This window comes from Vagococcus sp. CY53-2, from assembly GCF_022604695.1.
Taxonomy (GTDB): Bacteria; Bacillota; Bacilli; order Lactobacillales; family Vagococcaceae; genus Vagococcus.
Window position 1 is genome coordinate 40,476 of the sequence record NZ_JALAHP010000002.1, and the last position, 17,530, is coordinate 58,005.

Genomic DNA, 17,530 nt, shown 5'->3' on the forward strand with positions numbered 1-17,530 from the left:
TTTAATCATAGTGTAGCATAAAAAATTTTTAAAAAGAGAAAACATAGCACAAAAAAACGCATTGACCGAGAAATCCTCTTTCAATACGTTTTTTAAATTATTTAACCATACCCCATTTACTAGGTGGCCAAAAGGCAATTTTTGATTTACCGATAATATTTTCTTTTGGAATGAATCCAACCTCAGGGAAACGACTATCTTTTGAATTTTGTCGGTTATCTCCCATAACAAAGTAAGTATTTTCTGGAACAGTATCTTTTCCAGTTAATGATTTTAATGTAAAATCATAGGTTAAATTTTCATCAGGGGCTGTTTGCTTCAATTCAGCTTTTTTCTCATCTAGATAAGGTTCATCTACTCTTTTTCCATTGATATATAATACATCATCTTTGTACTCAATAGTATCACCAGGCATTCCGATAACACGTTTGACGTAATTTTTTGATGGGTCGTCTGGTGCCACTAAAGAGACAATGTCAAATCGTTTTGTGTCACCCATTTTTAAAGCAATATTCCTTTCGCCGTCGACTAACGTTGGCATCATTGATTCTCCACTAACTGTTACGGGAGTAAATACAAAGACACGTAGTAATACAAGTGCGATAATTAAGAAAACATACCAGATTAAATCCTTAATCCATGTTGATTTAGTCATAATAAACCTCCTATTTATTTAGTTCCTATTTCGCAAAATAGATAACTAACAAGGATTATTATACGACAGTTTAAACAGAAAGTCATTTAATTAATGTGTAGTAATAAACAATTTCTTTTAAGAATATTAAGCTATTTTTTGAAGTATGTTTAGTATAATATTGAGTGAAACGGTCATCTGCTAGATACATATCAAGCATTTGTCTATGATAGTTATGAGAGTAGATAGAGTTAACAGTGATAACCCTTCTTTATGTTATAAAACAGCATCCGTTGCTAATGGGTGAGTAACATCAGTAATGGATTGTGTTTCTAAGTCATTTAATTGAATAAAAAGCGTTTCTTCTATATTTTTTAGTTTGACATAATCTTCCTCAGATAAATTCATCCAGTTATCATTATATTGTTTAATGGTTTCTTCAACATATTTTTGCTGTAATTCCTCATTATATATGTCGTTGTTGTTTTGTATTAGTTGTTGTTTAAATGCAGTAAATTTTTCTTCATTTGTCATCGTAAAAACGGTATTCATTCTCACCTATACTAGTAGGTTTTAATAAATCAATCCTGTCATAGTAGCGTAATGATTCTAGTTGTGACACCAGATAATTTAGCTAATTCAGTTATCGAATACACTGTATTTCCTCCTTTCAATAAGTAGTGTATGGCTTGATATTGCGTCAAAGTTAACAAGTGAAAGACTATCTTTTCCTTCGGTTTTATCGTAGAATAAGTTATATAATGTTCAATGGGGTGAGAATATGGTCGACTTATGGCGACGTATGAAAGCGAGTGACAGTGTTCGACGAACGCTGGTTTTGCTAATTATTTGTTCGGGATTATATTTGATACGTAATATCCTTAGTTTAATTTTATTAACCTTTATCTTAACGTATTTAATCATTCGGGGAGTAGATGGTATTCATCATGTAACAAAACTTCCTAAAAAATTAGTTGCTATTGCGATGTATTTGTTAATGATCATTTTTTTATACTTTTCAATAACAGTATATGTTCCAAAACTGTTCAATCAAACGATACAGATGATAGAAGAAGTCTTTAATTTTTATCAAAAAGCAGATACCAATAATAAATTATATGAATGGATTGCTCAAAATGTCGGGTTTAATGAAATCAAACAACAATTAACAACAGGAGCTAAAGTTGTATTTACTACAATTACGAATATTGGTTCTATGGGAATTACGTTTGTGATGTCATTGATTTTAAGTTTCTTCTTTATTATAGAAAAAGATTGGGTAACCGAGTTTGGTCAAGCCTTTTTTAAAAGTAAGATAGGATTATTTAGTCAAGATGTTGCTTATTTAGGGAAAAAATTTGTTAATACTTTTGGGGTAGTGATAGAGGCACAGTTTATTATCGCGATAGTAAATACTATATTGACTATTATCGGATTAATTTTTATGAAATTCCCACAAGATCAATTATTAAGCTTAGCATTAATGATATTCATATTAAGTTTGATACCGGTAGCTGGGGTCATTATTTCTTGTATTCCGTTATCGTTAATTGCCTATACAGTGGGTGGTGTTCAAGATGTTATTTACATTTTGATTATGATTATGATTATTCACGCGGTTGAATCTTACTTATTAAATCCTAAATTAATGAGTAGTAAAACAGATTTACCTATTTTTTATGTGTTTGTAATTTTAATGTTTTCAGAGAAATTTTTTGGTGTATGGGGATTAGTTATAGGAGTACCAGCCTTTGTTTTTTTACTTGATTTATTAGATGTTAAAGTAGAGCATAAAAAACCACCAGTTCTTCCACAAATAAATTCATCTAAATAAAAAAGTTGTTTTCTTCTAAAGAAAACAACTTTTTTATTTAAAAGATATCAGGATTTTTATAATTCCGTAATTTAATTGCAGTAACTAATTCTGAGATACCTGATAATGTTAATACAATACCAAAAAATTGGAATAATACAATTAAACTACCAAATGGATTAAATAAAATAAATATACCTGCTATAAGAAGAGCAATACCATAGACTAACATAGGAACGTAACTGATGTTAACATATTGTCTTAAGTTTAATGCACGAGAAATACGTGTAGCACCACCAATAATAATTAAAATACCTAAAAAGATAGGAAGGATACTAACTATTGGTTGGGCGAATAGCCAGATAATAAGCGCGGCTATAAAATAAAATATACTCATAGAAACTTGACCGTTTTGCTTGTTCTTCAAATAGCCAACTAAATTAATTACCCCAAGTAACACATTATAACCAACGATTAGATAGACACCCGCATCAAATAGTTGTTTTGGTTTTAAAAAGATTAAGATACCTATCAGTAAATAAAGAATCCCACGAGAGAATGCATGACGTTGGATTGAACGAAATAGAGAAGACATAGAAAATCACTCCTTGTTTAAATTGACTTAATGCTAATGTTATTATACGTGTCTATCAAAAAAATAACCAATAAAAAGATAAAACTGTGCTACTTCGTATAAGCCATTATCAGAAGTAACACAGTTTGTTACATAGAATCTTTAAAAACGTGTTTATTTTTTACGAAATAATCAATACCAGAGTAAATAGTAGCAGCTAGGCAGATATATAAGAAAATCTGATCAAGTGGCAAATTAATTGCACTAAATGGAACATTACCCAATAGTAATAAAATAATAGCAACCATTTGAGTAGCAGTTTTTACTTTGCCTGGCCATGCGGCAGCCATAACCTCGCCATCCTCCACTAATAATAAGCGTAAACCTGTAACAGCTAATTCACGACAGACAATAATAGCGACAACCCAAGATGGAGCAAGACCTTGCCCAACCAATATGATAAAAGCTGTCATAACTAACATTTTATCCGCTAGTGGATCAGCAAATTTCCCAAAATTGGTTACCAGATTATGTTTTCTGGCAATTTTACCATCTAACCAATCTGTAATACTTGCTACGGCAAAAATAATAGCAGCAACTAATTGAGAAATCAACAGTGGACTACCTAATACATCAATCATTCCCCAGTTAGGGACTAAAGCGACAATGATAAATAAAGGAATCATACATATTCTAATCACTGTCAACTTATTTGGTAAATTCATTTATAAACAACCTTCCTTTTTATTCATTTTCTTTAGTAGTAGTATCAAAATTAATCGTGATAATTTTTTTCCCAGTTGTTGGATTAGATTTATTGAAAGCTAATTCTTGATCGTTAACTTTAATAGATAGATTATTAGATGCTCCAACAATAATATCAATCCCCGTTGCATCTTCTGGAACAATGGAGCTAATCTCTTCACCTGCTTGTAATGTGTATTGATAATAAATAGCACTTGTTCCGCTTTGTTGTAGACCAATCCAAACAGGGCCTTCTAAGGCAGTGAAATCAAGTTTAATAGGTTTTGAAACATTACTACCAGAGTAAGTTACTAAATCAATGGAATCAGAGGTAATATTAAATTTACTATCATTTTTTTTCTTTTTAGAAGAATCTTTTGTTTTTTCAGTCATGTCAGTAGGACTAGACTGGGAGGTACTTTCTTCCTTATTCTCTTTTGAATCACTTCCAATGACTACTGCCTTTTCAGGTTTTGGTACTAAAGGTCCACTAGCAATATCTAAACGCATGGCATAGATAATGGTTCCAATAATTGCAATAACAACTAGAGAAAGAAGAGTTACTGGTAAGTAATCTTTAAAGGTTGGTTGTCTTTTCTTTTTCTTACGATGTTTTTCTTTACGAGACCCCCTGATTGGCTTAGTTTGAGGTAGTTCCTCTTGTGTCTCATCGGGCTTTCCTTCAAATCGGCGAATTAGGGGACGGGCATTTAGACCAACAGCTTCAGCATATTGTCTAATAAATGTTTTCGTATAGTAATCACTAGGCATTGCGTCAAAGTCATTTACTTCAATAGCAGATAAGTAGCGACGCTGAATTTTGGTGATTTTTTGTAAATCTTCCATTGTTAGCCCTTTTTCTAAACGGGCCTGTTTTAATTGTTCACCGATTGTATCCACGGGAGCTTACACCTTTCTTTCTCATTTTATTAAACGGACCACCCACCAGTTAGCGGGATGGTTGAACCTGTAATATAAGATGCGTCTTCACTAAGTAAGTAGGAAACAAGTGAGGCAACTTCTTTTGGCTGTGCCAAACGATTAAGTGGTATATCTAAGAGTAATGATTGTTTTTCTTCTTTAGACCACAACGTATTCATGCTTGTATCAACAGCTCCTGGAGCAATTGCATTGATTGTTAGGTTCATCGAGGCGACTTCTTTTGCATAAGATTTAACAAAAGCAATTTGAGCTCCTTTAACTGTACTATACATAACTTCCATGGAACTGCCAATTAGACCATAGACTGAACTGATAAAAACAATTTGACTATGGGAGTGTTGCGTTAATTTTGGCTGGCATAATTGGCATAACCTGATGGGATTATAAACATGAGTATGCCATAAATGTGTCATCTCATCAGGCGTTGTATCAGAAAGTAATTTGTATACCGTATCTCCATGAGCAAAAATGATAGCATGCAATTGAAACATATCTTTTGTTAGCTGCTTCACAGATTTTGGAGAACTTAGGTCAGCTTGAAGAGCAAAGAAATCCTGTTTTGGATACTTTAAGATTAAATCAGATAATAAAGACTTAATTTTTTGTTCATTGCGAAAGTAATGGCAATAGACTGAATATCCTTTCTTTGCTAACTGCTTTACACACGCTTCACCAATGTCACCACTTGCACCAGTTACTAAAACATAGTTCATTATTTTATTACCTTTCTTCGGGATAAATGAAGAAACGACTTAATGCTTCTGGCCTGATAAAGGACTGATGGACGGCTTTAATATCACTTAATTCAATACTATTAATGACAGTCACTAAATCAAATAATGTTGTATCACCGTATTTCATCCCGCTAAATTGATTGGCAATATATTCAAGGGAATCTAAAGATTTTAGATGCTTTCCAATCATTTTTTTCTTAGCCAAATCTAAATTTTGTTTTGTTAATTCAGAACTGCCCTCAGATTTTAATAAATAATTGATAATTTGATTTGCAAACCGTTCAGGTTCATCAGTATCCGAGCTGAAATCGGCAAAATGGAAACTACGATCGAACGAAAATTCGAAAGAAAAGCTATCATCAATTAAACCACTATTGTACATTGCTAAATAGTTTTCAGAACTCATACCAAATAGTAATTGTAATAATAGTTGAATGGTTGTTTGGTATTTCAATCGTTCAAATCCATCAACAGGTGGTGTGTCCAGTCCCTTTAAGCCAACAACAGCCTTAGGTCGATTAACAGATAGGGTGATACTATCTTCTTTGACAATATCATCCGCTGTTTCTTTTGGAAAATGACGTTTAATTTCGGCTGCTTTTGGAAATTCTTTTGCAGCTTGATTTTCTTTAATAAAAGTCATCATTTCTTCAGGATTCATTTTACCAACAATAAAGAGGTTCATATTACTTGGATGATAGAAAGTGTTGTAACATAAATATAAATCTTCAGCAGTGATTGGTTCAATACTTTCAATGGTTCCTGCGATATCGATATGTAAGGGATGTTTTGGATACATATTATTTAAAATACCAAAAAATAATCGCCAATTTGGGTCATCTTGATACATTTGGATTTCTTGACCAATAATCCCTTTTTCCTTTTGAACCGATTCTTCTGTAAAGTAAGGACTTTGAACAAAATCGATTAATGTTTCGATATTTTGCATCACATTATCAGTACTTGAGAATAGGTAGCTTGTGCGAGTAAAACTTGTAAAAGCGTTTGACGCAGCCCCTTGTCGTCCAAACTTTTGGAAAACATCTTCGTCCTCTTTTTCAAATAATTTATGCTCCAAAAAATGAGCAATGCCATCGGGGACAGTTATGAATTCTTTTTGTCCAATGGGCACAAATTCACTGTCAATTGAGCCATAGTTTGTTGTAAATAATCCATATGTTTTATGGAAATCTTCTTTTGGTAATAACATCACTTCTAAACCATTTGGTAAAACTTCAGTATAAAGTGTTTCATTAATAGAAGGATAATAGTTTTTTTCCATGTTATTTTCCTCCTTCCATGAAGTAAACTGCTTGTAGATTAATTCCTGTTGCTACATCTTGTACATCTTCTTTTGTAACAGCGTTCATTTTCTTCATCCATTCCTCTTGAGATAAATCTGCGTAAGGAACATTTGAGAACAGATAGTGTTGTTCTACAACAGCACGTTGATTATCAGATGATAGTAAGTATTGATTGATTAACATTTTTTTTGTTTGCTCAAGTAATTCATCTGAAAACTCACCAGCAGTCATGTCTTTTAATTGCTCATTAACCAAACGTAAAACACGTTCACGGTTTGAACTATCAATCCCAGTTTGGACACTAATAAATCCACGGAAAGGGTCAATTGAACTACTTGCATAGTAAGCGAGACTATGTTTTTCACGAACATTTAAGAACAATTTAGAATGTGGAAATCCACCAAATAATCCGTTAAAAACCATTAATGGAAAATACATGTCATCATGATAATAAACATCACAGTGATAGCCAATATTTAATTTAGATTGAACAACTGGTAATACTTCACTTTTTTGTTGGATAATATTTTTAAAAGGTTGCTTATAAAACAAATCGGTTTTCATTTCTTCTCTATCTACAAATCCAAAATTTTTAAAACAACGTTCGACATAGCCTTCTTCAACATTGCCACTTACTAGAATATCGATTTTGTCATGAGCAATCATGTCAGTATAATATTCAGCAATAGATTCAGGTGTTTCTTGTTTGATTTGTTCAATGTCTCCAAAACTTGGTGTTTTTTGATTTTTATTATCAGAAAAGAAAAGATTTTGTAAAGACATGGCAGCATAAGTTTGCTTATCATCAAAAATTGATTCAATATCAACTATTAAGTTTTCTTTTTCACGAGCAAAGGTTTCAGTATCAAAGGCATTATTTTTAATATTTGGATTAAAAATAATTTCCTTTAAAAATTCAACAGAATCTTCTAAAATAGACACGCCATTTGGTGCGATGTTATCATTTATCACATTCAAACCAATGCTTAAATAATGTTGATTCCCTGTACGATTCACACTAACATAAAACCCTGCACCGTATAATTCAGCTAATTTTTTACTAAGTGCTACTTGATCAGGAAAGTTTAAACTATTTGTTTCCATTAAGCTGGCAAGTAAAGAACGTTTACTACTTGTTATCGCATCAAGAGGTGTAGCGAAACGAACGACAATACGAACAGTTTTATATTTATTGGTAGGAATAATATGTAAATTTACCTGGTTATTTAATTTAATTGTCATAAAAAAACTCCTTTAATTACCGTCAAATAGTGTGTTTCTAACATGACGATACACATCCCTAGATTACCAAAAATAAGCATGGTAAGATAGGAAAACACATTGAATTTTATATTTTTGATTAAAATTTAACAAAATTGTAATGCTAACAATAGATATGCATGATTACAATATATTATCATATATTACAACAGTATTACATGTCAATTTATAATAAATGATTTCTTGAAAAAAATTTGATATAATATGAAATTGATTGGAGGGGTATAGATGGTAAAAGAATTTAAGGAATTTATTGCACGTGGAAGTGTGATAGATATGGCGGTAGGTATTATTATTGGTGGGGCCTTCACAAGTGTTGTTAATGCATTAGTTGATGGAATGATTACACCGATTATTGGTTTAATTATCAGTTTTTTATTTCCAGGTGCAGAAACAGTAGAAGATGCAACAAAAGGTTTGACATTTATAGTTAATGGTGTAACGTTTGACTATGGTAAACTTATCTCAGCAATTATTACATTTTTGATTACAGCTTTTGTTTTGTTTATTATTGTTAAATCTGTTAATAAAGCAGAGACTCTAATGAGTAAACCAGGAGAAGAGGAAGAACAAAAAGAAGAAGAACAAGCCGAAACAACTGAGGATGTTTTAAAAGATATTCGCCAGTTATTAGCAAGCCAAGTAGCAACTGATACAAAAGATGAGAAAACTGAAGGTAAAAAATAAACCATGAGGAGTTTAAACTCCTCATGGTTTTCTATTTACGTTTTTTTTCAAATAATGGGCTAACCGGTTTGTTCTCATGGATACGTTTAATAGCATCACCCATCAATTCACTAACGCTAACTGTTTCGATTTTATCAGATTTTTTCTCTTCTGGTAAAAGGATAGAGTCAGTAATAATCAATTTTTCAATTGAAGAGTTATTTATGCGATCAATTGCTGGTCCTGATAAAACAGGGTGTGTACAACAAGCAACAACTTCTGTAGCACCTTTTTCTTTAAGAGCCTCAGCAGCTAAAGTGATTGTTCCAGCTGTGTCAATCATGTCATCGATAATAACACACTTTTTACCGTTAACTTCACCAATGATATTCATTACTTCAGCAACGTTAGCTTTTGGACGACGTTTGTCAATAATCGCAATTGGTGATTTTAAATGTTCTGCTAATTTACGAGCACGTGTGACACCACCATGATCAGGTGATACAACAACGACATCATCACCTTCATAACCATGATCGATGAAGTAGTTTGCAAGTAAAGGAGCAGCCATTAAATGATCCACCGGAATGTCGAAAAATCCTTGAATTTGAGCAGCATGTAAGTCTAGTGTTAATAAACGAGTTGCTCCAGCTGTTTCAAGCATATCCGCAACAAGTTTAGATGTAATTGGCTCGCGAGAGCGTGCTTTTCTATCTTGTCTTGCATAGCCGTAATAAGGCATAACGATATTAATAGTTTGTGCACTAGCACGTTTAAGAGCATCAATCATAATAAGTAATTCCATTAAATGGTCATTTACTGGGTTACTTGTAGATTGGATTAAGTATACGTGACTACCGCGGATACTTTGCTCGATATTGATTTGAATTTCACCATCACTAAACTTTCTTACTTCAGACTTACCAAGTTCCACACCAACTGCATCTGCAATTTTTTGTGCTAACGGTTTGTTTGAATTTAACGAAAAGATTTTTAACTTTGGATCAAAGTAATGATTAGACATGAGGACCTCCACTTTCTTGTTTTAACTGAGTATACACTTACATACAAATAGTAGACATTTTCTACTAATAAATCAAGTGTTTGATTAATAATTATTTATTATATGGTAATTTTTTAGCATAATTCTTCAAATTTTCTTGGCGAGAACGAGCAATTCCTAAGTCATTTTTACTGATATCTTTAGTAATAGTAGAACCAGCCGCTGTCATACTATTGTCCTCAACAGTTAGTGGGGCAACTAAAATAGTCCCACTACCGATGAAAACGTGATTTCCAACTGTAATATGATGTTTATTTTTACCATCATAATTAGCAAAGACCGTTCCACAACCAATATTAATATCTTTTCCTAAGGTGGCATCACCCACATAAGTTAGATGACCAACCTTTGATCCATTATCAATGGAAGCATTTTTTATTTCAACAAAATTTCCAATGTGGACATGTTCTTTTAAGTCAGTATGAGGTCTTAGGTGGGCATATGGACCTACATCAGAATAATCACCAATATTAGATTGTTGAATGGTTGAAGATTTAATTTCTACATGGTTACCTATGACACTATCAATGATGGTTGAATGTGAACGAATGACACAATTGTTACCAATAATAGTGTTACCTTTGATCATGACACCAGGTTCAATAACAGTATCTGCACCAATAACCACATCTGATTCAATGTATGTATTGTCCGGATCAATAAATGACACGCCTTGTCTCATATGCTGTTCATTAATTCGCTTTTTCATTAATTGGTTTGCTTTAGCTAAGGCAACACGATCATTGACACCCATAGACTCTTCTTCAGATCCCATCGTGTAGGCAGTCACGACTTCACCTTGTTGTTTTAAAATACTAATGACATCAGGTAGATAATATTCTCCTTGAGCATTATCATTTCCAACTTTTGTTAAAGCATTAAATAAAAATTGGTTATCAAAACAGTAAGTACCCGTATTAAATTCTTTTATAGCGAGTTCTGATTCTGAAGCGTCTTTTTGTTCAACAATTTTCTCGACTAAATTTTCGTCATTTCGAATGATACGCCCATATCCAGTCGCGTCTTCTGCAACTGCAGAGAGGATTGTTGCTTTTGCGTTTAGTTGTTCATGATGATTGACTAATTTTGTTAATGTTTCCTTTGTTAGTAGAGGAGTATCACCACAAATTACCAAGGTAGTCCCTTCTTTATCTTTCAATAAATCAGCTGTTGCCAAAACGGCATGACCTGTTCCTAACTGTTCTGTTTGTAAGGCATATTTTGAGCGCTCACCTAATTGCTCTTGGACTTTTTCAGCACCATAGCCTACAACTGTTACAATATCTGTTGTATTTAATGGTTCAATTTGTTCGAATACGTGTTCAACCATGGGTTTTCCAGCAACAGGATGTAATACTTTATATAATGATGACTTCATACGAGAGCCTTTTCCTGCTGCTAAAATAATAGCATATCTATTTTTCACGTTATTGACACTCCTTAAGTGTAGTTTTAAACACTTTATTCTAACAAAAAAAGAGCTTGATATTCAAGCCCTTAATTTTATCTAGTCCTTTTTTTCCATAATTGAAAAGTAATTTCCAGGTACAACTGTGATGTTTTTAGTTTTTGTGTCAACTTCTTTTACACAAATAAGTGAGGTATAATCTTCTACCATACGACGACCACTAAAAGTAGATTCTGCAAAAACAGTAATACCAACAAGTTCTGCTTCAAATTCTTCAATCAAAGACTTCATACCATTAACAGTTCCGCCACCTTTCATGAAATCATCCACAACTAATACTCGAGAGCCACGTTTCAAACTACGTTTAGATAACTCCATTTTTTCAATTCTCTCAGACGATCCAGATACATAATTGACACTAACTGTTGATCCTTCAGTAATTTTTGAATCACGTCGAACGATGACAAATGGTACGTTTAAGTAGTATGATACAGCTTGCGCAATAGGGACACCTTTTGTGGCTACCGTCATAACGGCATCAATATTTTTATTAGCATATTGTGTTGAAATAATTTGCCCAATTTGTTTTAGCAGTTGAGGTTCCCCTAACAAATCTGACAAGTAAACATACCCACCAGGAAGTAAGCGATCTTGTTCAGATAATCGTTCACATAAAGAATCAATCATCGATTTTGACTCACTAAACGGGATAGACGGTGTAAAGATAACGCCACCAGCTGCTCCAGCAACGGTTTCAAGTATACCAAAACCACGTTCTTTAAACGTTTTTTTAATAATCGTTAAATCCTCACTAATTGAAGATTTCGCTGATTCGTATTTTTTAACAAAATAAGTCAGAGGAGTCAATGTATGGGGATGATTTAAGATATAAGCAGTCATATCAATCAATCGTTCACTTCGTTTTATTTTCATTAAGATACTCCTTTTAAAGTTAAATTTAAGTAATATAAACTATTATAGTATTAAATTCCAAAAAAGCAAAGTATTTTTAAAAATAAATAAAAAATGTTCGTAAAAACGAACAGATTATTTGGAAATCTGTCTGTTTTTTTTACGAACATTAGTTAGTAAATTGATTAGAATAAACATGGCAATAAAAATTAATGTAATAGTTGCACCAGGTGGTGTATCTAGTTGGTATGAAGTAATTAGTCCTGATGTCATACCGATAAACCCAACAACGATACTACTTAAGATAACAGTTGAGAATGTTTTTCCAATCTTCATTGAAATGGTTGCTGGTAAAATCATAATGGCTGAAACAAGTAGGGCACCAGCAATAGGAATCATGACGGTAATAGCAACACCTGTAATAACATTAAATAGCATAGATAACACATGGATTGGTAGTCCATCAACATGAGCTGTATCTTCATCAAACGTTAACACATACATTGGTTTTCTTAAAACTAAAAATAGTCCAACAATGATGACTAAAAGAATTGCCAAAATTTTTACTTGTTGCCAATTGATGGTCACGATAGAACCAAATAAATACTGTTGAATATTCATGGAATTTTTACCCTTAGTCAAATTCATCAATACTAAGGCTACAGCTAATCCGCCAGACATTAAAATAGCAGTAGATACTTCTGAATACGATTTGTATAAGTTTTTAATATATTCTAAAACAAAAGCAGAAGCAATTACGACAATTAATGTGGTAACAGTTGGATTAACATTAATGAAAAAACCTAGTGCAATCCCGGCAAGAGAGACGTGGGATAGAGTATCTGCTAAGAGCGATTGGCGACGTAGCACAAGAAAGACACCTAATGATGGTGCAATGACTGCCATCATGGAAGCAGCGATTAATGCTCGCCTCATGAACTCATATGAAAACATCTCCATTCAGTTTCCTCCTTTCTAACAAGGTGGATATGTCGATCCATATATTCTTTGATTTCTTCATGATCATGTGTCACCATTAAAATCGCTTTATTATGCTCTTTGACACTATGTTGAAGTAGTTTATAAAAATCATTACGAGATGACTCATCCATACCTGTTGTTGGTTCATCTAAGACAAACAAATCAGGATCAGTTGCAAATACGCGTGCTAAACAGACGCGTTGTTTTTGCCCACCAGATAAATCACCAATCCGTTTTTTTCTCATATCCCACATACCGACAGAGTTCAGTGCTTTTTCAACATGTTGATGGTCAATAGTATCTAATCGTTTAAACCACTTTCCACGTTGAAAACGGCCTGATTGAACAAATTCTAAAACAGTACTAGGAAATCCAGCATTGAAAGAAGCAATTTGTTGGGGAATATAACCAATTGTTAATTTATCGCCATTTATATTGGTAGGAGAGATGTAGACTTCTCCTTCATCAGGTTTTAATAACCCTAATGTATTTCTGATTAATGTTGATTTTGCCGCACCATTTTCACCAGTTAATATGACAAATTCTCCTGGACTGACTGTATAAGAAACGTCTTCTAGGACGGGTTCATCGTCATAATAAAATGTGAGGTGTTTGACATCAATATAGTTCATGGTAACCTCCTTTAATCGTAAGTATTACGTTTTAAAACCAAAAGAATCATAACACTTGTGTCAAAATAAAGCAAGAATAGTTAATCGGTTGTCCATAACAAAACAGATAAAAAGCAGGATAGTTTCTACTTCTTATCTGTTTAATGTCCTAACTAAATACACTTCATCACAAAATCCTTTTAAAGCATTTGCCACATGGACAGCTCGTGAACGTTTTTTACAAAGCGCAAGAACGGTAGGACCGCTGCCGCTCATGACGGCTGCATCTGCTCCGAATTCTAGCATTTTATTTTTAACATATTTAACAATAGGAAAAACTTCCATCGTGTAAGATTCTAGAGAATTCCCCAAATGTTGAATCATTTCTTGGTAATCTTGGTTTTCTATTGCATGATATATAGCTTTTATATTTGGATGCGAAAGTGAGTCAACTTGTATTTTTGAAAACACGCGAGGAGTGGATACACTGATTTTGGGTTTGACTAGAACAATCCAACACTGTGGCATTGGATGAGATAGTGGTTTCACACAATCACCAACGCCTGTCACAAGAGCTGTTTGCCCATAAAGACAATATGGAATATCTGTGCCAATGGGAACGGATAATTCTGCCATTTCTTCCAATGTCGCACCAAGATCAAACAAGCGATTGACCCCTCTAAACGCAGCAGCAGCATCACTGCTACCTCCACCTAAACCAGCTGCAACGGGTAGGTTTTTCTTTAAATTTACTTCAACACCTTGAGTGAACCCATATGTTTTTTTCATGATATCAATTGCTTGATAAATATTATTTTTACGGTCTACTGGTAGGAAGCCATTGTCTGTTTTGATAATGATATCATCTTTTGAAATAGGTTTTAAAATTAAGCGGTCAGATAAATCGACACTTGCCATAATCATTTCAAGTTCATGATACCCATCATCACGTTTAAATAGGACATCAAGTCCCAAATTTATTTTTGCCGGGGCTTTTTCGATGATTTCCATTGACTACCTCCAATTCTTCAAAATATTCTATTTGTTTGATTATACATGAAAAAAGAGCGAATATAAAACAATTTAAGCACCTACTTTAGAGATTTTATTGAATAAAGAAAAAGATAGGAAAAAATCCTATCTTTAACGATACATTTTAAATTTTAAGAATAGATCATTATAGCGTTCTAAATAGGTTTGTCCTAAATCCTCATACACTTCTAAGTGCTCGATAATTTTGTCACTTGGGTAAAACTGTGGGTCACTTGTAATTTCTTTAGGTAATATTTTTAACGCTTTTTTATTTGGCGTAGAGTAACCAATGTATTCGGCATTTTGAGCAGCGACATCTGGTTTTAACATAAAGTTAATAAAATCATACGCACCATCAATATTTTTTGCTGTTTTTGGGATCACAAAATTATCAAACCAAAGATTAGAGCCTTCTTCTGGAATCACATAATGCAAGTGCTCATTTTCTTCTAGCATACTAGCAGCTTCACCAGAAAATGTGACCGCAGCAGCACTTTCACCATTTATCATGTACATTTTGATTTCATCAGCTACAATCGCTTTGACGTTGGAACTTAGTCCATCTAATTTTTTTGAAGCATTATCTAGTTGTTTATCATTTTTACTATTTAATGAATGCCCGTCACTATTTAAAGCCAATCCCATGACTTCTCTAGCTCCGTCAATTAACATCACATTATTTTTTAGTGAGGGATTCCATAAATCATCCCAATGTTTAATCTGACCCTCTTTAACGAATTCATCATTGTATATAATTCCCAATGTTCCCCAAAAATAGGGGATAGAAAATTTGTTTTTAGGGTCAAATGGAATATTTAAAAAACGACTATCTATGTTTTCTAGTCCTTTGATTTTAGAATGATCAAGCGGAATGAGCATATCTTGTTTCACCATTTTTTGAATCATGTATTCACTGGGAATGGTTAAATCATAGGCTGTTCCACCTTGTTTGATTTTGGTCATCATGCTTTCGTTCGAATCAAAGGTTTCGTAAATGACTTTATAGTTATATTCTTTTTCAAATCGTTTGATTAGCGAAGGGTCAATGTAATCTCCCCAATTATAGATAGTTAATACACGACCACCAGAGGCACCATTGTTTTTTTCAAGATTAAAAGAAGTAACAGCTAGAAGGACAATGATAAGAAGAATACCTGAAAAAAGAGCATTGAGTTTCTTCATCTTATTTACCTCCTATTTTTTGTGTTTTTTTCTTTTTGTATTTTGGTTTATTGTCTTTACTGATAAAGTAATACCCAGTCACTAACAAAATAGAAAATAGGAAGAGTAGAGCACTAAGAGCGTTGATTTCTAAACTAATCCCTTGTCTAGCACGAGAATAGATTTCAACAGATAAAGTACTAAATCCATTCCCTGTTACAAAAAACGTCACAGCAAAATCATCTAATGAATAGGTAAATGCCATAAAATATCCGGCAATAATTCCTGGTGTTAAATAAGGTAAAATAATTTGTCTTAGTACCTGCCAGTTGTTTGCTCCTAAATCTCGTGCAGCATCAATAAGTGATGGATTCATCTCTTGCATTTTTGGCAAGACCATTAAAACGACAATCGGGATACTAAAAGCAATATGAGAGAGTAGTACAGACATAAAACCTAATTGAAACCCAAACCAAGTCCCTAGAAAAGTAAATAGGATTAAAAAACTTGCCCCAATAATAACATCAGGAGACACCATTAAAATATTGTTTAAACTTAGTAATGTATTTCGTACGCCACGTTGTTTGGTGTAGTGAATCCCCATTGCACCAAACGTTCCAATAATAGTAGCGATTAAAGCAGATAGAAAAGCTAGTAAGAACGTGTCTATCACAATGCCAATTAACCTGGTGTCTTCAAAGACAGCTCGGTAATGTTCTAACGTAAATCCGGTAAATGATGTCATCGTTCCACCGGCGTTGAATGAATAATAAATTAGATAAAAGATAGGTGCGTACAGAATAATGAAAACTAAAATCAAATAGAGATGGCTCCAATTAAATTTATGGTTGCTCATTTTTTCTTCGCTCCTTTCTTTTTCTTCTCGCCGGTTAGCATCATAATGATAAACATCGCGATAATCAGAACGACACCAATAGTTGAGCCCATCCCCCAGTTTTGTGTGACAAGGAAATGTTGTTCGATGGCCGTTCCAAGTGTTATCACACGATTTCCCCCAATTAAGCGAGTTAGCATAAATAGACTAAGTGATGGGATGAATACGGCTTGCACACCACTTTTTACGCCATTTAAAGATAGTGGGAAGATGACACGTCTAAATGTTTCAAAATTACTCGCGCCTAAATCACGACTGGCAAACACAAGAGAAGGGTTAATTTCTTCTAAGGCATTAAAAATAGGTAAAATCATAAATGGGATTTCAATATAGGTCGCAACGGTTAAAAAACTAAAATTTGTAAAAAGAAGTTGTTGCGTCCCAATACCAACAGTATCTAGAAAATTATTGATTCCACCATGGATACTAAAAATCCCAATAAACGCATAAGCTTTTAACAACAAGTTAATCCAAGTGGGCAAGATAATTAACATGAGCCACAGTTGTTTGTGTTTTAATTTTGTTAAAAAATAAGCTGTTGGATAGCTAATCACTAGTGTAAATAAGGTAATAAGTAGAGCGTAGAATAATGAGTTAAAGGTCATACTCAAGTAAGTTTTACTTGTTAAATATTGTTGGTAATTACTTAAAGTAAATTGCCCATTAATATCAAAAAATGATTGATAAATAATTAAAATTACTGGTGCAATAACAAATAGAGCTATCCATAAAAAATAGGGAATAGTATAGAATCGTTTTGATTGTGTCACTTATC

General features: G+C 33.2%; 19 protein-coding genes. 2 read left to right on the forward strand and 17 right to left on the reverse strand.

The window, feature by feature from the left end:
- Nucleotides 1–97: 97 nt before the first annotated feature.
- Both lepB and MN581_RS03990 read right to left on the reverse strand, forming a co-directional pair.
- Nucleotides 98–655 carry a signal peptidase I gene (lepB, locus tag MN581_RS03985; protein WP_241699247.1) on the reverse strand — a complete coding sequence of 186 codons (558 nt, stop codon included), beginning with the start codon at nucleotides 653–655 and terminating at the stop codon, nucleotides 98–100.
- A 255-nt stretch (nucleotides 656–910) separates the two neighbouring features.
- Nucleotides 911–1,186, reverse strand: coding sequence for a TipAS antibiotic-recognition domain-containing protein (locus MN581_RS03990; protein ID WP_241699248.1), 276 nt, complete (start codon nucleotides 1,184–1,186; stop codon nucleotides 911–913).
- A 229-nt stretch (nucleotides 1,187–1,415) separates the two neighbouring features.
- Between MN581_RS03990 and MN581_RS03995 the strand changes: the two genes are divergently transcribed.
- Nucleotides 1,416–2,468 (forward strand): AI-2E family transporter, encoded by a 1,053-nt coding sequence (locus MN581_RS03995; protein WP_117972407.1) that lies wholly within the window; start codon nucleotides 1,416–1,418, stop codon nucleotides 2,466–2,468.
- Between the two features lie 37 nt (nucleotides 2,469–2,505).
- Here the strand turns inward: MN581_RS03995 and MN581_RS04000 are convergent, their stop codons facing one another.
- The 6 genes from MN581_RS04000 to MN581_RS04025 form a co-directional block, all read right to left on the reverse strand.
- Nucleotides 2,506–3,042 carry a DUF308 domain-containing protein gene (locus MN581_RS04000; protein ID WP_117972408.1) on the reverse strand — a complete coding sequence of 179 codons (537 nt, stop codon included), beginning with the start codon at nucleotides 3,040–3,042 and terminating at the stop codon, nucleotides 2,506–2,508.
- Between the two features lie 128 nt (nucleotides 3,043–3,170).
- Nucleotides 3,171–3,746: a CDP-diacylglycerol--glycerol-3-phosphate 3-phosphatidyltransferase gene (gene pgsA / locus MN581_RS04005; RefSeq protein WP_117972409.1), complete on the reverse strand. Its 576-nt coding sequence runs from the start codon at nucleotides 3,744–3,746 to the stop codon at nucleotides 3,171–3,173.
- Nucleotides 3,747–3,765: 19 nt separating this feature from the next.
- A complete protein-coding gene (locus MN581_RS04010) occupies nucleotides 3,766–4,665 on the reverse strand; it encodes a helix-turn-helix domain-containing protein (RefSeq protein ID WP_117972410.1) in 900 nt (299 codons plus the stop codon).
- A 29-nt stretch (nucleotides 4,666–4,694) separates the two neighbouring features.
- On the reverse strand, nucleotides 4,695–5,420 hold the full coding sequence (locus MN581_RS04015; protein ID WP_241699249.1) for an SDR family oxidoreductase: 726 nt from the start codon (nucleotides 5,418–5,420) through the stop codon (nucleotides 4,695–4,697).
- 7 nt (nucleotides 5,421–5,427) lie between these two features.
- The gene (locus MN581_RS04020; protein ID WP_241699250.1) at nucleotides 5,428–6,723 is read right to left on the reverse strand and encodes a pitrilysin family protein; all 1,296 of its coding nucleotides are present in this window, start codon (nucleotides 6,721–6,723) and stop codon (nucleotides 5,428–5,430) included.
- A gap of 1 nt (nucleotide 6,724) precedes the next feature.
- Entirely contained in the window at nucleotides 6,725–7,987 is a 1,263-nt protein-coding gene (locus tag MN581_RS04025) for a pitrilysin family protein (RefSeq protein WP_241699251.1), read from the reverse strand.
- A gap of 267 nt (nucleotides 7,988–8,254) precedes the next feature.
- Between MN581_RS04025 and mscL the strand changes: the two genes are divergently transcribed.
- Nucleotides 8,255–8,713 (forward strand): large conductance mechanosensitive channel protein MscL, encoded by a 459-nt coding sequence (gene mscL / locus MN581_RS04030; RefSeq protein ID WP_241699252.1) that lies wholly within the window; start codon nucleotides 8,255–8,257, stop codon nucleotides 8,711–8,713.
- A gap of 31 nt (nucleotides 8,714–8,744) precedes the next feature.
- Here mscL and MN581_RS04035 read toward each other — a convergent pair whose 3' ends face one another.
- The 9 genes from MN581_RS04035 to MN581_RS04075 form a co-directional block, all read right to left on the reverse strand.
- Entirely contained in the window at nucleotides 8,745–9,716 is a 972-nt protein-coding gene (locus MN581_RS04035) for a ribose-phosphate diphosphokinase (protein WP_117972415.1), read from the reverse strand.
- A gap of 91 nt (nucleotides 9,717–9,807) precedes the next feature.
- On the reverse strand, nucleotides 9,808–11,181 hold the full coding sequence (gene glmU, locus MN581_RS04040) for a bifunctional UDP-N-acetylglucosamine diphosphorylase/glucosamine-1-phosphate N-acetyltransferase GlmU (protein WP_117972416.1): 1,374 nt from the start codon (nucleotides 11,179–11,181) through the stop codon (nucleotides 9,808–9,810).
- 81 nt (nucleotides 11,182–11,262) lie between these two features.
- On the reverse strand, nucleotides 11,263–12,096 hold the full coding sequence (gene purR / locus MN581_RS04045; protein ID WP_241699253.1) for a pur operon repressor: 834 nt from the start codon (nucleotides 12,094–12,096) through the stop codon (nucleotides 11,263–11,265).
- Between the two features lie 114 nt (nucleotides 12,097–12,210).
- Nucleotides 12,211–13,035, reverse strand: coding sequence for a metal ABC transporter permease (locus tag MN581_RS04050; RefSeq protein WP_241699254.1), 825 nt, complete (start codon nucleotides 13,033–13,035; stop codon nucleotides 12,211–12,213).
- Complete coding sequence (locus MN581_RS04055; protein WP_241699255.1) at nucleotides 13,008–13,688, reverse strand: metal ABC transporter ATP-binding protein; 681 nt, start codon at nucleotides 13,686–13,688, stop codon at nucleotides 13,008–13,010. The genes MN581_RS04050 and MN581_RS04055 overlap by 28 nt, the downstream gene beginning before the upstream one ends.
- Before the next feature lie 132 nt (nucleotides 13,689–13,820).
- Nucleotides 13,821–14,678 carry a 4-(cytidine 5'-diphospho)-2-C-methyl-D-erythritol kinase gene (ispE, locus tag MN581_RS04060; RefSeq protein WP_241699256.1) on the reverse strand — a complete coding sequence of 286 codons (858 nt, stop codon included), beginning with the start codon at nucleotides 14,676–14,678 and terminating at the stop codon, nucleotides 13,821–13,823.
- Between the two features lie 132 nt (nucleotides 14,679–14,810).
- Entirely contained in the window at nucleotides 14,811–15,881 is a 1,071-nt protein-coding gene (locus tag MN581_RS04065) for an ABC transporter substrate-binding protein (RefSeq protein ID WP_117972421.1), read from the reverse strand.
- 1 nt (nucleotide 15,882) lies between these two features.
- On the reverse strand, nucleotides 15,883–16,716 hold the full coding sequence (locus tag MN581_RS04070) for an ABC transporter permease (protein WP_117972422.1): 834 nt from the start codon (nucleotides 16,714–16,716) through the stop codon (nucleotides 15,883–15,885).
- Nucleotides 16,713–17,525, reverse strand: a complete 813-nt coding sequence (locus tag MN581_RS04075) for an ABC transporter permease (protein ID WP_117972423.1) — start codon at nucleotides 17,523–17,525, stop codon at nucleotides 16,713–16,715. The genes MN581_RS04070 and MN581_RS04075 overlap by 4 nt, the downstream gene beginning before the upstream one ends.
- Nucleotides 17,526–17,530 lie beyond the last annotated feature (5 nt).

Excerpts from the sequence above, each read along its gene's own strand:
- MN581_RS03995 (WP_117972407.1), top strand. The coding sequence starts at position 1,416 with ATGGTCGACTTATGGCGACGTATGAAAGCGAGTGACAGTGTTCGACGA.
- MN581_RS04050 (WP_241699254.1), bottom strand. The coding sequence starts at position 13,035 with ATGGAGATGTTTTCATATGAGTTCATGAGGCGAGCATTAATCGCTGCT.
- MN581_RS04025 (WP_241699251.1), bottom strand. The coding sequence starts at position 7,987 with ATGACAATTAAATTAAATAACCAGGTAAATTTACATATTATTCCTACC.
- MN581_RS04020 (WP_241699250.1), bottom strand. The coding sequence starts at position 6,723 with ATGGAAAAAAACTATTATCCTTCTATTAATGAAACACTTTATACTGAA.
- MN581_RS03990 (WP_241699248.1), bottom strand. The coding sequence starts at position 1,186 with ATGAATACCGTTTTTACGATGACAAATGAAGAAAAATTTACTGCATTT.
- MN581_RS04015 (WP_241699249.1), bottom strand. The coding sequence starts at position 5,420 with ATGAACTATGTTTTAGTAACTGGTGCAAGTGGTGACATTGGTGAAGCG.
- ispE (WP_241699256.1), bottom strand. The coding sequence starts at position 14,678 with ATGGAAATCATCGAAAAAGCCCCGGCAAAAATAAATTTGGGACTTGAT.
- purR (WP_241699253.1), bottom strand. The coding sequence starts at position 12,096 with ATGAAAATAAAACGAAGTGAACGATTGATTGATATGACTGCTTATATC.
- MN581_RS04070 (WP_117972422.1), bottom strand. The coding sequence starts at position 16,716 with ATGAGCAACCATAAATTTAATTGGAGCCATCTCTATTTGATTTTAGTT.
- MN581_RS04065 (WP_117972421.1), bottom strand. The coding sequence starts at position 15,881 with ATGAAGAAACTCAATGCTCTTTTTTCAGGTATTCTTCTTATCATTGTC.
- mscL (WP_241699252.1), top strand. The coding sequence starts at position 8,255 with ATGGTAAAAGAATTTAAGGAATTTATTGCACGTGGAAGTGTGATAGAT.
- MN581_RS04035 (WP_117972415.1), bottom strand. The coding sequence starts at position 9,716 with ATGTCTAATCATTACTTTGATCCAAAGTTAAAAATCTTTTCGTTAAAT.
- MN581_RS04000 (WP_117972408.1), bottom strand. The coding sequence starts at position 3,042 with ATGTCTTCTCTATTTCGTTCAATCCAACGTCATGCATTCTCTCGTGGG.
- lepB (WP_241699247.1), bottom strand. The coding sequence starts at position 655 with ATGACTAAATCAACATGGATTAAGGATTTAATCTGGTATGTTTTCTTA.
- pgsA (WP_117972409.1), bottom strand. The coding sequence starts at position 3,746 with ATGAATTTACCAAATAAGTTGACAGTGATTAGAATATGTATGATTCCT.
- MN581_RS04055 (WP_241699255.1), bottom strand. The coding sequence starts at position 13,688 with ATGAACTATATTGATGTCAAACACCTCACATTTTATTATGACGATGAA.